The 12684-nt window shown below is 41.2% G+C and carries 16 protein-coding genes; 7 read left to right on the forward strand and 9 right to left on the reverse strand.

Annotated features, from left to right (window positions below; all coding sequences use genetic code 11):
• Positions 1-57 precede the first annotated feature (57 nt).
• Together corA and AC570H_RS06480 are read right to left on the reverse strand one after the other, a co-directional pair.
• A complete protein-coding gene (gene corA / locus AC570H_RS06475; protein ID WP_497352901.1) occupies positions 58-1176 on the reverse strand; it encodes a magnesium/cobalt transporter CorA in 1119 nt (372 codons plus the stop codon).
• 3 nt (positions 1177-1179) lie between these two features.
• A complete protein-coding gene (locus tag AC570H_RS06480) occupies positions 1180-1788 on the reverse strand; it encodes a WbqC family protein (RefSeq protein WP_497352903.1) in 609 nt (202 codons plus the stop codon).
• Between the two features lie 103 nt (positions 1789-1891).
• On the opposite strand from AC570H_RS06480, the gene AC570H_RS06485 reads away from it, so the two are divergent.
• The gene (locus AC570H_RS06485; protein WP_497352905.1) at positions 1892-2905 is read left to right on the forward strand and encodes a glycosyltransferase family 2 protein; all 1014 of its coding nucleotides are present in this window, start codon (positions 1892-1894) and stop codon (positions 2903-2905) included.
• Here AC570H_RS06485 and AC570H_RS06490 read toward each other — a convergent pair.
• The 3 genes from AC570H_RS06490 to aroQ form a co-directional block, all read right to left on the reverse strand.
• Entirely contained in the window at positions 2902-3411 is a 510-nt protein-coding gene (locus AC570H_RS06490; protein WP_497352907.1) for a TlpA family protein disulfide reductase, read from the reverse strand. The genes AC570H_RS06485 and AC570H_RS06490 overlap by 4 nt on opposite strands.
• 63 nt (positions 3412-3474) lie before the next feature.
• Entirely contained in the window at positions 3475-3630 is a 156-nt protein-coding gene (locus AC570H_RS06495; RefSeq protein WP_497352909.1) for a hypothetical protein, read from the reverse strand.
• A 5-nt stretch (positions 3631-3635) separates the two neighbouring features.
• Positions 3636-4052: a type II 3-dehydroquinate dehydratase gene (gene aroQ / locus AC570H_RS06500; protein WP_497352911.1), complete on the reverse strand. Its 417-nt coding sequence runs from the start codon at positions 4050-4052 to the stop codon at positions 3636-3638.
• A 50-nt stretch (positions 4053-4102) separates the two neighbouring features.
• Between aroQ and xerD the strand changes: the two genes are divergently transcribed.
• A complete protein-coding gene (gene xerD / locus AC570H_RS06505) occupies positions 4103-5002 on the forward strand; it encodes a site-specific tyrosine recombinase XerD (RefSeq protein WP_497352913.1) in 900 nt (299 codons plus the stop codon).
• An 83-nt stretch (positions 5003-5085) separates the two neighbouring features.
• Here xerD and AC570H_RS06510 read toward each other — a convergent pair whose 3' ends face one another.
• Together AC570H_RS06510 and prmC are read right to left on the reverse strand one after the other, a co-directional pair.
• On the reverse strand, positions 5086-5397 hold the full coding sequence (locus AC570H_RS06510; protein WP_497352915.1) for a hypothetical protein: 312 nt from the start codon (positions 5395-5397) through the stop codon (positions 5086-5088).
• 2 nt (positions 5398-5399) lie between these two features.
• Positions 5400-6266: a peptide chain release factor N(5)-glutamine methyltransferase gene (gene prmC / locus AC570H_RS06515; RefSeq protein ID WP_497352917.1), complete on the reverse strand. Its 867-nt coding sequence runs from the start codon at positions 6264-6266 to the stop codon at positions 5400-5402.
• 95 nt (positions 6267-6361) lie between these two features.
• Between prmC and ribD the strand changes: the two genes are divergently transcribed.
• The 4 genes from ribD to AC570H_RS06535 all read left to right on the forward strand — a co-directional run bounded on the left by ribD (position 6362) and on the right by AC570H_RS06535 (position 9871).
• Entirely contained in the window at positions 6362-7417 is a 1056-nt protein-coding gene (gene ribD, locus AC570H_RS06520; protein WP_497352919.1) for a bifunctional diaminohydroxyphosphoribosylaminopyrimidine deaminase/5-amino-6-(5-phosphoribosylamino)uracil reductase RibD, read from the forward strand.
• Entirely contained in the window at positions 7414-8283 is an 870-nt protein-coding gene (locus AC570H_RS06525) for an EamA family transporter (RefSeq protein ID WP_497352921.1), read from the forward strand. Before ribD ends, AC570H_RS06525 begins: the two co-directional genes overlap by 4 nt.
• Positions 8270-8884, forward strand: coding sequence for an IMPACT family protein (locus AC570H_RS06530; protein ID WP_497352923.1), 615 nt, complete (start codon positions 8270-8272; stop codon positions 8882-8884). The genes AC570H_RS06525 and AC570H_RS06530 overlap by 14 nt, the downstream gene beginning before the upstream one ends.
• A gap of 120 nt (positions 8885-9004) precedes the next feature.
• Positions 9005-9871, forward strand: coding sequence for a nucleoside phosphorylase (locus AC570H_RS06535; RefSeq protein ID WP_497352925.1), 867 nt, complete (start codon positions 9005-9007; stop codon positions 9869-9871).
• 4 nt (positions 9872-9875) lie between these two features.
• Here the strand turns inward: AC570H_RS06535 and AC570H_RS06540 are convergent, their stop codons facing one another.
• Positions 9876-10262, reverse strand: coding sequence for a DUF1398 domain-containing protein (locus tag AC570H_RS06540; RefSeq protein ID WP_497352927.1), 387 nt, complete (start codon positions 10260-10262; stop codon positions 9876-9878).
• A 109-nt stretch (positions 10263-10371) separates the two neighbouring features.
• The gene (locus tag AC570H_RS06545; RefSeq protein WP_497352929.1) at positions 10372-11415 is read right to left on the reverse strand and encodes an aldose epimerase family protein; all 1044 of its coding nucleotides are present in this window, start codon (positions 11413-11415) and stop codon (positions 10372-10374) included.
• 66 nt (positions 11416-11481) lie between these two features.
• On the opposite strand from AC570H_RS06545, the gene AC570H_RS06550 reads away from it, so the two are divergent.
• The gene (locus tag AC570H_RS06550; RefSeq protein WP_497352931.1) at positions 11482-12651 is read left to right on the forward strand and encodes a galactokinase; all 1170 of its coding nucleotides are present in this window, start codon (positions 11482-11484) and stop codon (positions 12649-12651) included.
• Positions 12652-12684 lie beyond the last annotated feature (33 nt).

Here is a 12684-nt window from a genome sequence, read left to right on the forward strand (position 1 = left end):
TGCGTTCGCAATAACAGTATTTGGACTATGGACTATGGACTAAAGACTAACCTCTAGCTATTTAAACCATCCTTTTCGCCAGAAGTAGATGACCTGCAGTATAGCAATTACAGCCATCACGACAAGTGCAGCCACGTAGCCATGCTCGGCGTAGAGTTCAGGCATGTTCAAAGGCATCACCTTTCCGGTTACCGGATCCTCACGAGAGAAATTCATCCCATAAATACCCGCAATAAAGGTCAGCGGAATAAAAATAGAAGAAATGATAGTCAGCACCTTCATGATCTCATTCATCCTGTTGCTGATGATAGAGAGGTACATGTCTATGTTGCTGGCCGCAATCTCTTTTAATGATTCAACCATATCTATAATCTGGATACAGTGATCATAGGCATCGCGGAAATACAATTTGGTCTGCTCGTCTATAAATCGGCTGTCTGTGCGTAAAATATCGTTCATCTTGTCGCGCTCTGGCCAAGCCACCCTTCTTAAGGTAATCAGGTTACGTTTGATCACCTGCGTATCGTACATGATGGTTTTATCGGGCTTCTCGAACAAGCGGTCTTCAATATTGTCCAGTTCTTCGCTCCAGGCTCCAAGTACCGAGAAATAATTATCTACGATCATATCCATCAGGGCATACATCAAATAGCTGCTGCCTCCAATCCTGATATTGCCTTTGCCCAAATCTAAACGCTTACGTACAGGATCTAAACAATCTTCATAACGATCCTGGAAAGTAAAGAGCATATTTTTGGCCAAGATGAAGGAAACCTGTTCGTTTTCTAATGCACCTTCCTCGTCAATACGCAACATTCTGCTGATCGAAAAAACATAATCGTTGTATTCTTCGAATTTAGGCCTTTGGTAGGTTCGGGTAATGTCTTCGAGGATCAGTTTGTTGATATTCAGTTCCTTTGCCAAAGTCTCAAACATCTCAACTGAGTTAAAGCCCTTTACCTCTATCCAGAAGTTGAATTTTTCATTGCTTGTCCGCGACTTTATGCCATTGAGGTTTTGCAGCTCTTCTACCTTATATTCTTGTTCATTGTAGGTATAAAGCTTGATCTTGGGCTTTAGCGAGTGTTCGTCAATGTAAATCAAACCCGGACTAGAACCTGGCAATGGCAAGGCATAGTTCCGTTTTTTGTGTTTGTGCTTCGTATTTTTTCGCATCGGTTAAAAATAGGTTTTGCTTTGTGGCCCTTGGCTAAACAGCAAATCGACAATACTTAAGTTAGGAATAAATTCATTCCTGTCGCTAAACACCTGAAAATAACTTTTTGTTTCCTGGGTGGGCACCTCTTTTTTAGTCATCTGGTCCCTATAATCTACCAACGAAGGCCATTCCTTTTCATAGCTTTCGGTTTCATTAACGATGGCTGTTACCTTCAGTTGCTTAAATGCCCATTGGAGCAGCTCTAAATTATAGTCGTATAAGAAATCAAATTTTTTCTCGTAAAACTCACGCAGGCCATCTTCGTAAAATTCGAAATAGGCAGAGCTGCGGTAACAGTTTTGCAAACTAAGCCAATGTAGGCGTTGCCAACGGGTATCGTAGCTGATTTTTACCTCTTTGATTGCCGTATGTACCTTTGCGCCTTTAACAACAGGCACAATAAGGTCTAAAGTGCCGTTTGGCGAGGCAATGCTTGTTCTGTTGCGGTAGGTCTGCTTGGGGAAATGTTCCTGTTTTTCGACCAGAAAATTAAAATCATGTGCTTTTAAGGCAGTAAAATAACTGATTGGCGGAAGATAAAATAGCGGAAATATAGCTGAACTTTGCATCTGATAATTTATGTTTGCATTCTAGAATCCCCAAATTTACAATTATAAAAGGCTTTTTGTATACCGGTAAAACTTTTTGGGACAAAACAACAGAGATAGCCATATGGAACCTAGCGTAGCTGTAGTCATTCTAAACTGGAATGGCAAGGCACTTTTAGAGCGTTTTTTACCGAGTGTAGTTCAAAGCGATTATCCGAACCTGCAACTCGTTATTGGCGATAACGCTTCTACAGATGATTCGCTCCAATTTGTACGGAACCAGTATCCACAACTCGATATTTTAACCAACAGCCAGAATTATGGCTTTGCCGAAGGCTACAATCAAATCCTTTCCCGTGTAGATGCCGATTATTTTGTTCTTTTGAATTCTGATGTCGAAGTGCCTCAAAATTGGATCAGGCCTGTTATCGAACTGATGCAAAGCGACGAAACCATAGGTGCTGCCCAACCCAAATTGAAATGGGCTTCGCAAAAGGAGCAGTTTGAATATGCCGGTGCCGCGGGTGGCTTTGTAGATTTAAACGTCTTCCCTTTTTGCCGTGGCCGGATTTTCGACGAAGTGGAAACCGATCATGGTCAATACGATCAAAATGCAGATATTTTTTGGGCCAGTGGTGCTGCACTTTTTATCAAACGTAGCGTTTGGGAAGAAGTTGGAGGCTTAGATGGCGACCTGTTTGCGCACATGGAAGAGATAGACCTTTGCTGGCGACTGAAGAACCTGGGCTATCGAGTCGTTTGCTGTACCGATGCGGAGGTGTATCATTTAGGCGGTGGCACGCTCAATGCCAACAATCCTTTTAAAACCTACCTTAACTTTAGGAATAACCTGATCATAATGCAAAAGAATTTGCCAAAAGGCGAAGCTTACTTTCGCATCTTTATCAGGCTTTGGCTAGACCTGATGGCTTGGTTTCAGTTCTTGCTCAAGGGCAAGCCTAAATTTACTTTGGCTATTAGCAAGGCCCATTTTCATTTTTTTAAACAAGTAATGAAGACTGCCCGCAAACGTGGCCAAAAACAAAAGCCCCTGAAACAGCATAATGGTGTTTACAAGGGCAGTATCGTTTGGGCTTATTTCGCCAAAAAGATCAAAAAATTTAGTGAGCTGAATTAAAGGCTGAGTTGTTCTTTGATGGTTTTTTCGATCCAATAAACCGTATTGCCGGCCAAGCCAACGGTACTGAATTTAATCAATCCATCTTTGCCGATAATTACATGCGTTGGATAAGCAGTTACGCCATATTTTTCTGCATAGTAACGGCCATCTTGAACCACGTTATAATTAAAGGGCGATGTTTTAAGAAATTGCTTAAGGCTGTACTTGTCATCTAAGGCAATCGCCAAGAAAACAACCTCTTTATTATCCTTATACTGTTTTACAACTTCATTTAATTCGGGAATTTCCTGCTTGCATGGCGGACAGTTGACGAACCAAAAATTGATTACATAAATCTTATCGCCAATTGTTTTCAGGTCAAATTTATTGCCGTTGATATCGGTTATTTTTTCGCCCCTAAATTTCTCACCTTCTTTAAGAGCATCGGCCACCCTAGGTTTACCCATAGTAGCCGCCATCGTTTTCTTGCGTGCTGCATCACGGGCTTTTTCTTCCTCAGTCATCTGGTAGATCACAAATTCCGGACTGCCAGGTTCAACAGGTTTTATCGAGTATTCGCCACTTTGCTATAGTTTCTTCCAGATCACATAAGGGATTACTGCACCAGTTCCATCTTTAACTACTGTTTTCTCGTCGAGTTTGGTAATGGTTCTGCTAGTTACGGCTTGTCCATAGCTCTTTACTGTCAGGCATAAAAGCAAAATCAATAAATATCTTTTCATAATAGTTACTTTAAAAAGCTTTCTAAGGCCAAACGATAACCATCTAAGCCAAAACCTGTTAACACGCCTTTGCAGTTTTTTCCAGTTAACGAAACATGGCGAAACTCTTCGCGGGCGTAAATATTCGAAATATGAACCTCTACAACAGGTGTTTTGATGCCTGCAATGGCATCGGCAATGGCCACAGAAGTATGCGTATAGGCACCGCCGTTAATGATAATCCCATCATAAGAAAACCCAACTTCGTGCAGTTTATTGATCAGTTCTCCTTCAACATTGCTTTGGTAATAGTCTATTTCGATAATACTGTATTGCTCGCGCAATTGCAAAAGGTAATCTTCAAAGCTTTGGCTGCCGTAAATTCCAGGTTCGCGCAGGCCAAGCAGGTTAAGGTTGGGGCCATTTATAATTTGTATCTTCATGCCTATATTATGTAACATTGCAATGTTATAAAAAAAACTCCATAATCTAAATGAGCATTCAGCCCTATCTCAAAGGTTTTAAAGATTACTTAAGGTTAGAACGCGCCTTGGCTGCCAATTCCATCGAAGCCTATTTAGATGATGTACAAAAACTGTTGCAGTATTATGAAGCCACAGGTCAAGAGTTGATCCCCAATAAAGTAGAGCTGGATGATTTGAGGGGTTTTATCACCTGGATAAACGAAGTGGGCATGCAGGCCAGTACCCAAGCAAGGGTAATTTCGGGCATTAAGGCCTTCTTCTCTTACCTGATGCAGGAAGAAATCATTACCGAAGATCCATCGGTGCTAATCGAAGCCCCAAAGCTGAGCAGAAAATTGCCAGATACCCTGAATATTCATGAAATTAATAAGTTGATCGATTGTGTTGACGCTTCCAAGCCCGAAGGCATGCGAAATAAAGCGATTATTGAAATGTTATATGGTTGTGGATTAAGGGTAAGTGAGTTAACTGAATTAAGAATTTCTAATATCTATCCACAAACAGAGTTTATAAAGGTAATAGGAAAAGGAAATAAAGAACGTTTGGTTCCTATTGGAGCAACGGCCTTGAAGCTTTTGGAAATTTACATCAACGAGGTAAGGGTGCATTTGGATATCAAAAAAGGAAACGATGACTTTGTTTTCCTGAACCGCTTAGGTAGCCGATTGTCTCGAATTTCTGTCTTTAAATTACTCAAAACATTGGCGATTGCCGCCAATATCAATAAAAGCATCAGTCCACATACATTAAGACACTCTTTTGCAACACATTTAATTGAAGGCGGGGCCGATTTAAGAGCCGTACAAGAGATGTTGGGCCATGCCAGCATTACCACAACCGAAATCTATACCCATTTAGACCGCGATTACCTTAAAACAGTGATTACGCAGTTCCATCCGAGATCATAGTTTATCTTGTCATTCTGACTACAGGAGGAATCTAGTTTGATAGAACCCTGATGGCAGAATTGGTTTGACTTTATCTAAAAAATCTAGATTTTGGACATTTTAAGCACCCTCATTTGATTGGCGAGAAGTTCTAAAACTGCTTGCCTGGCAACTACATTAAAACTCCAGATATCATCAGTAATAAAAACATAGTTCCCAGCAAAACTGTAAATGTAGTCTCCTCCTTCCAATCCAACCAACCAATCTTCTTTTTTAAGGTCAGGATAACTCCTTAACACATCGTAGCAATACTCCCTGATTTCATTTTCGCTAGCGAAATCAGCTAACAGAGGCAAGATACTGTTTGATTCTTTTAGCCCGTAGTTAGACAACATTTTATCAATTATACTTGCCATAGTTAGCTTTTCTTGCAACAAATCATTCGATCCTTACCTTGCATATCTTTTCTTAACTCGATCTTATTAAATCCTTTACTATTTAATAAGTTAACTGTTTCTTTACCTAAATGTTCGTTGATTTCGAAAAACAACAAGCCGCCTTTTTCTAAATTTTGCTGAGCGAAATTGGCAATGGCTTCATAAAAAACCAAAGGCTGTTCATTGCTTACAAACAAAGCCCGATGGGGTTCATTGTCTAGCACATTTTGATGCATCTGCTCCTTTTCAGTTTGCGTAATATAGGGCGGGTTGCTAACGATAATCGAATAAGGGGTTTCGAGCTTTGTATGTTGTGTTTGAAGAATGTCTTGCTCTACAAATTCAACATCAACCTGATTAAGCACAGCATTTTCTTGGGCGATAGTCAAGCTGGCCTCGGCGATATCTAAAGCGACAACCTCAAACTGAGGCAAATGTTTTTTTAAAGCAATGGCAATGCATCCACTACCAGTGCCAATATCAAGTAAGCTTTTGCTGCTAACAGGCAACTGCAAACCGTTAACGCGCTCAATGATCCAATCTACCAATTCTTCGGTTTCTGGCCTCGGAATAAGTACTTCTTCGTTTACCTTAAACAGCAATCCATAAAAGTGCGCTTCTCCAAAAATATACTGGATGGGTTTTCCTGTAGCGAGTTCGATGAGCAGGGCTTCAAATTTGGCTAAATCGGCTGTGCCCAATGTTTCTTCTTTTTTGAGCAGGTAACCGCTATATTTCAGGGCAAGCAATTGTTGCAGGGCCATAAAGAACAGCGCCTGACTCTCCTCTTCTCCATACAATGCATTTAATTCCGAATTGAATTTGGCGGCCAGCTCTTTTAACTTCATGGCCACAAAAATAGCCAATGGCAATTATAAAATCGCAATGTCAAGAAATTATAGATAGATGAGCAAATTATCATCCAATCGACTACTTTTGCCTAATGAACCATGAGTTTTACATGCAGCGTTGTTTAGAGCTGGCCATTATGGGCATGGGCAAAGTAAGTCCAAATCCCATGGTTGGCTGTGTCATCGTTCATGAAAATGAAATCATTGGCGAAGGCTACCACCAAAAATTTGGCGAAGCCCATGCAGAAGTGAATGCCGTAAATGCAGTGTTCGACCGTTATGGCGATCAAGCTCCGCTCCTGCTCAAAAATGCAATTGCTTATGTGAGTTTGGAACCTTGTGCGCATTTTGGCAAAACACCTCCTTGTGCCGATTTACTGGTCAAACACCAATTGAAAAAAGTGGTTATCGGTAGTACAGATCCATTTGCAGGTGTAAATGGTAAAGGAATTGAGAAACTGAAAGCTGGCGGCGTAGAGGTTGAAGTCGGCGTTTTAGAAACAGAATGTAATCAGCTTAACCGTAGGTTTTTTACAAGAATAAAAGAACAGCGGCCATTTATTATCCTGAAATGGGCCCAAACCGCTAATGGTTATTTCGCGCCTGGCGATGGTAGGCAAGCCTGGATCTCTGGTCCATTGGCCAATCAGCTGAACCATGTATGGCGCACTGAAGAAGATGCCATCTTAGTGGGCAAGCAAACCGCATTGAACGACAATCCGCGATTAACAGCCAGAAACGTAGCCGGAAAAAATCCCATACGCATTTTAATTGATCGCAAATTAGCCGTTCCATCCACTGCAAATCTCTATAACGACGAAGCCAAGACCATCATCTTCAACGAGGTAAAAACCGATGTAGCAACGAATATCCACTTTGTGCAAATGGAAGACATGTCGTTTTACCTGGCCCAGAAAATAGCTTTCCAGTTATACCTGATGGATATCCAATCGGTTATTATCGAAGGGGGCGCACAGATCCTGAAACAGTTTATCGAAGCGGGTCTCTGGGACGAAGCCCGAATTATTACTGCACAAACTACGTGGCCAAATGGTATATTAGCGCCTTCTATTGATGGACAACTGAGTTCAGAAATGGAATTGGGAACCGACGTAATAAAAATTTATACACCTTACCTTAAAAAATGATCTATTTAGCGCTAAGCATTATATGCAGTGTTACCGTGGGCGTATTGCTCAAAATGGCCAAACGTTACGAAATTAATGTGATGCAGGCCGTAACCTGGAACTATCTGTTTGCCATTGTGTTAAGTGCCATATTTTTTAAACCTGATGTAAGCGCCTTGAGCTTTGCCAATCTATCGTGGGTGTTTCCAGCTTTGGGTATCTTATTGCCTGCTATATTTTTGTTTCAGGGTATTGCGGTGAGGCAAGCCGGATTGGCCCGCACAGACATTGCGCAACGCTTATCATTGTTCATTTCGCTTTGCGCAGCCTATTTCTTATTTAACGATAGCTTTGACCGCTTAAAATATGTTGGACTGATTTTCGGCTTTGCAGCGATCATTTTCACCATGTACCGTAAATCTGAGGGCGCTTCTTCTAAACAGTCGTGGCTGTATTTGTTGCTTGTTTTCGTAGGTTTTGGAGTGATAGACGTGTTGCTGAAATTGGTAAGCCAAATCACGGTGATGCCTTTTACCACTTCTCTTTTTGTCATTTTTTGCATTTGCTTCGTGCTGTCGCTCGCCTATATCCTTTATTTGGCTTCTATTAAAAAGACCAAACTGCAGCTGATCAATTTTGTATGTGGCTGCGTACTCGGCTTTTTTAATTTTGGCAATATCCTGTTTTACCTTAAAGCACATCAGGCTATGTCAACAAACCCATCAACCGTGTTTGCTACCATGAATATGGGCGTAGTTATATTGGGAAGCTTTATTGGCATCGTATTGTTTAAGGAAAGACTAAGCAAACTGAATTACTTGGGATTGGTTTTAGCGCTAGCTGCCATTATTTTGATCACTTTATCAAAATTGCATGCTGTTCGATGATACCTATCAAACCATAAAGGATACTGCTGAGGGGATTTTTAGAGACAAGGGCAGCAAATTTATTGCCTATGCCTACCCTTTTACCAACGAAACCGAACTTAAGTCCATACTCGGCAAATTAAGAGCAGCACATGGCAAGGCCAGACATTTTTGCTGGGCCTTTCGATTGGGGCAAGACCGCAGTGTTTTTAAGCTGAACGATGATGGCGAACCTTCGGGCACTGCCGGAAGACCAATTTTAAACGCTTTGCTCTCTGCCGACTTAACTAATATTTTGGTGGTGGTGGTCCGTTATTTTGGTGGTACCTTGCTAGGCGTACCCGGGCTCATCAATGCCTACAAAACAGCAACCGTTGAAGCACTTCAGTCCAGTGAAATAATCAGCAAAACTGTAAATGATGTGTATGAAGCCGAATTTGATTATTTGGAAATGAACCAAGTGATGCGGATCATGAAAGACGAAGAGCTCCAAATTTTAGCCCAAGACTTTGATACCAAATGTGTACTGCGTTTTGAAGTAAGAAAAACCAATTTAAATGTAGTGCTGGGCAAACTGGAAAAGATAAATGGCCTCTCGTTAAAATATCTTTATACGATTTAATACCTCATTATTGCTAAATTGTTATATTGCTATTATTGTTAAAGAAAGTCCAGCAATACCAACAATTGTCTGATTAATCGACAATCATTAGCAATCAAACAAATAGAAGACTTATTGAACATGCAAAAATTATCAGAAGCGGATTTGATCATTAATCCTGATGGGAGCATCTATCATTTAAATTTATTGCCTGAAGATATCGCCGACACGGTAATTACGGTGGGCGATTTGGATCGTGTGCCCGAAATCAGCAAGCATTTTGATTCGATTGAGGTTAAAAAAGGCAAACGCGAATTTGTAACGCATACCGGTTACTTGGGCAAAAAGCGCATCACGGTAATTTCTACAGGCATTGGTACCGATAACATCGATATCGTTTTTAATGAATTGGATGCCTTGGTGAATATAGATTTTGAAAGCAGAAGCATCAAAAGCGAGCTTAAATCATTGGATATTATTCGTATTGGTACTTCTGGCGCGATACAACCCGATATTCCGATGGGAACTATTCTGGCATCCTCTTATGGCTTGGGCTTCGATGCCTTGATGAATTATTACATCCATCAGGTTTCTGGCGAAGAACACAGTTTGCTAGAAAGTATCAAGTCGCATTTTTCGCATATCAGAGGCATTCACCCCTATCTAACTGCAGCCGACGACAAGTTGTTAAACACCATTGGTAAAGATATGGCTCAGGGCATTACCATTACCGCTCCGGGCTTTTATGCACCCCAGGGCCGACAAGTGCGAGCCAAGAACGCGGTACCAGATTTTATCAGCCAGCTAAACAGCTTTACGCAGGGAAAACATCGCATCACCAATCTAGAGATGGAAACTGCCGGAATTTATGCTCTAGCCAAAACTCTGGGGCATAAAGCTTTATCCGTGAATGCTATTTTGGCCAGTCGTGTAAAATTTGAGTTTAGCAACAATCCAGAAAAAATCGTAGAAAAAGCCATCAAAACCGTATTAGAGCGGTTGGTTTAGGTTCTCAAGGAATCTCTTCGACCACCAATTCTGTTCCAGCTATATCCAAATAGGTAACGGTCATCGCTTTAAAGTCGATGATCCATTTTTCTACACCCGCACCTGCAGCCTGTCTGCAAAAGGTTTGGTAATCGGTTTTGCCTTGCTGATGCTCCTTTAAAGCTTCTTTGAGTGCTGTTGGATCAGATTCTTCCTCAATCAACAGGTTTTCATAAACCGGGCCACTTTCAACGGTATGATCTTCCTTGCCAAAATAGATGGCCATGCCATTCATCACATAGGTATCGCTTCTTACTACACCCAATTCTTTTAAGTATCTTGCAAATTGGGGGAAATCGGCACCCGTTTGGATCTTTTCTCCCGCTTTTTCGATAGCTTCTATTGTAAACATGGTTTTTAGGTTTGGTTTAACTGATTAATAAACAGCCAACATCAAAAGATTTCAGCTGTTCGTTAGTATGCAAACGTTATAATGAATGAATAGTTTTATAAAAGAGCTATCAGGTGCTCACTTTATATATGGTAACCTGGCTATAAACCTCATCTGGCCTTAATACCGTTGTTGGAAATTGAGGAATGTTAATGCCGTTCGGATGGTGTTGTGTTTCCACGCAAAAGGCGTCAAATTCATTATAATTACGGCTTCCCTTCCCGTTTTTAACATTCAGGTATTTAGCCGTATACAGGTGCGCTACCGGTTCGGTGGTATAAATACTTAAGGTAAGGCCGCTATTGGCTTCGCTGGTGATGCTGGCCAAAGTCAATTCGCCATAGTTCTTATCAAGTACGTAGGTTTGGTCATAACCTTCTTCCGTGTTCCAGTTCTCTCCTATTATTTTCCCTTTTCTAAAATCGTGATAAGTACCTTCAACCGGGATCAATTTCCCGGTAACCACATAATTGCTGTCTTGTTCCAGGTAGTGCGAAGCATTCATCTGGTGTTTGTGCTTCATAATGGGTTCCAGACTTGGAGAAAGGTTAAAATAACTATGATGCGTCAGGTTAATCGGTGTAGCTTCGTCGGTATCGGCCTGATAGGTCAAAATAAGCTCATCGTTATTGGTGAGTTCAAAAGTGAGCTGCACGGCCAAATCTCCAGGAAAATTCTCTTCGCCATCTAAACTAAAATATTGAAAGGTTACGCTGGCGTTTGGTTCTTCGCTCACAGCCACAATATCCCATATCTTTTTATCAAATCCTTCCTTGCCTCCATGCAGGCAATCTTCGCCATTGGTTTTGGCCAATTGATAGGCGGTGCCATCAATACTAAATTCTCCATTTTTGATCCTGTTGGCATAACGCCCGATGATCGCGCCTAAATAAGGATAATTAGCTAGGTATTCTTCGCTTAGGTATTGCTCGAAATTGTCGAAGCCGAGCACAATATCCTGTAGTTCGCCCTTTGCATTTTTCACTATAAACTTGCTGATAATGGTGCCGTAGTTAAAAATATTGACTAATGTGCCTTTATCATTGATAAGTTCGACTGCAATAACCTCTTTTTCATTAATAAATTTGCCTGTGTGTATTTGCTTTATTTTCATAAGTTGTATCTTAGATGCTCAGCTAAAATACAATTTAAAATATAACTCTACCAAAGAAACCTAACCATGAATAACCAATTAACCGAAGTATTTTTTCAACAATATCAGCAACATCCCACCGCTACTTATTTTGCCCCTGGCAGGGTGAATTTAATAGGCGAACATATAGATTATAATGGCGGTTTGGTTATGCCTTGCGCCATTACTGCAGGCACCAGGTTGCTCATGGCCCCTAACAACGATGGTGTTATCCGTTTCAAGAGTACAAATTTTGAGCATGAAGGCAGTTTTGCTTTGCAAAAGAGCTATCAAAAAACCGGTGGCGAATGGTACAATTACCCTTTGGGCGTTTTTAACGAACTGCAAAGCGATGAATGGAACCTAAGTACTGGCCTCGACTTGTTGTATGATGGAAATATCCCGATTGGTTCAGGGCTTTCTTCATCAGCTTCTATTGAAGTGCTCACCGCCTTTGCCCTAAACGATTATTTTCAGTTGGGCCATGATAAACTCGAACTGGTAAAGCTTTCTAAAAAAGTAGAAAATGAGTTTATTGGCGTAAATTCGGGCATTATGGACCAGTTTGCCATTGCCTTTGGCGAAGCCGACAAAGCTTTGGTATTGAACTGTGACACCTTAAAATATAAAGTGGTTGATTGCCAATTGGGCGATTATATCCTGGCCATTATCAACACCAACAAAACCCGCGAACTTTCTGAATCAAAATATAACGAGCGTGTAGCCGAGTGCCAGCAGGCTCTGCAGGCTTTGCAGCAAGAGATCAACATCAATCATCTGTGTGAGCTCAATGCAGAGAAATTCGCTTTGCATAGCCATTTGATTACCGATGAAACCGTTTTAAAACGAGCTACGCATGTAGTGAAAGAGAATGATCGGGTTCATTTGGCCGCCAAGGCATTAAATGCCGGCGAGCTGGAAGAATTTGGCCGATTAATGTATGCTTCGCACCAATCATTAAAAGAGCTTTACGAGGTTACAGGCAAGGAACTGGATGCCGTGGTCGATTTTTGCAAGGACTACGAGCATGTAATTGGTGCACGGATGACGGGTGCGGGTTTTGGCGGCTGTGCCATAGCCCTACTTAGAAAAGGCTTTGAAGAAGATTTTGCCAAACATTTGACCACTAGTTACGTAGATAAAATTGGCTACCCTGCTGCAATTTATGTACATGCCATTGGCGATGGTGTAAAAGGCTTGGAAGTTCCGGTGAATTAATTTCTTTTTGGCGCCGTTCAAATGAACAGCTTT

The sequence above is a fragment of the Pedobacter sp. B4419 genome, from assembly GCF_059693725.1.

Excerpts from the sequence above, each read along its gene's own strand:
- AC570H_RS06485 (WP_497352905.1), top strand. The coding sequence starts at position 1,892 with ATGGAACCTAGCGTAGCTGTAGTCATTCTAAACTGGAATGGCAAGGCA.
- AC570H_RS06540 (WP_497352927.1), bottom strand. The coding sequence starts at position 10,262 with ATGTTTACAATAGAAGCTATCGAAAAAGCGGGAGAAAAGATCCAAACG.
- AC570H_RS06530 (WP_497352923.1), top strand. The coding sequence starts at position 8,270 with ATGCTGTTCGATGATACCTATCAAACCATAAAGGATACTGCTGAGGGG.
- aroQ (WP_497352911.1), bottom strand. The coding sequence starts at position 4,052 with ATGAAGATACAAATTATAAATGGCCCCAACCTTAACCTGCTTGGCCTG.
- AC570H_RS06480 (WP_497352903.1), bottom strand. The coding sequence starts at position 1,788 with ATGCAAAGTTCAGCTATATTTCCGCTATTTTATCTTCCGCCAATCAGT.
- ribD (WP_497352919.1), top strand. The coding sequence starts at position 6,362 with ATGAACCATGAGTTTTACATGCAGCGTTGTTTAGAGCTGGCCATTATG.
- corA (WP_497352901.1), bottom strand. The coding sequence starts at position 1,176 with ATGCGAAAAAATACGAAGCACAAACACAAAAAACGGAACTATGCCTTG.
- AC570H_RS06525 (WP_497352921.1), top strand. The coding sequence starts at position 7,414 with ATGATCTATTTAGCGCTAAGCATTATATGCAGTGTTACCGTGGGCGTA.
- xerD (WP_497352913.1), top strand. The coding sequence starts at position 4,103 with ATGAGCATTCAGCCCTATCTCAAAGGTTTTAAAGATTACTTAAGGTTA.
- AC570H_RS06495 (WP_497352909.1), bottom strand. The coding sequence starts at position 3,630 with ATGAAAAGATATTTATTGATTTTGCTTTTATGCCTGACAGTAAAGAGC.
- AC570H_RS06490 (WP_497352907.1), bottom strand. The coding sequence starts at position 3,411 with ATGACTGAGGAAGAAAAAGCCCGTGATGCAGCACGCAAGAAAACGATG.
- AC570H_RS06535 (WP_497352925.1), top strand. The coding sequence starts at position 9,005 with ATGCAAAAATTATCAGAAGCGGATTTGATCATTAATCCTGATGGGAGC.
- AC570H_RS06550 (WP_497352931.1), top strand. The coding sequence starts at position 11,482 with ATGAATAACCAATTAACCGAAGTATTTTTTCAACAATATCAGCAACAT.
- AC570H_RS06545 (WP_497352929.1), bottom strand. The coding sequence starts at position 11,415 with ATGAAAATAAAGCAAATACACACAGGCAAATTTATTAATGAAAAAGAG.
- prmC (WP_497352917.1), bottom strand. The coding sequence starts at position 6,266 with ATGAAGTTAAAAGAGCTGGCCGCCAAATTCAATTCGGAATTAAATGCA.
- AC570H_RS06510 (WP_497352915.1), bottom strand. The coding sequence starts at position 5,397 with ATGGCAAGTATAATTGATAAAATGTTGTCTAACTACGGGCTAAAAGAA.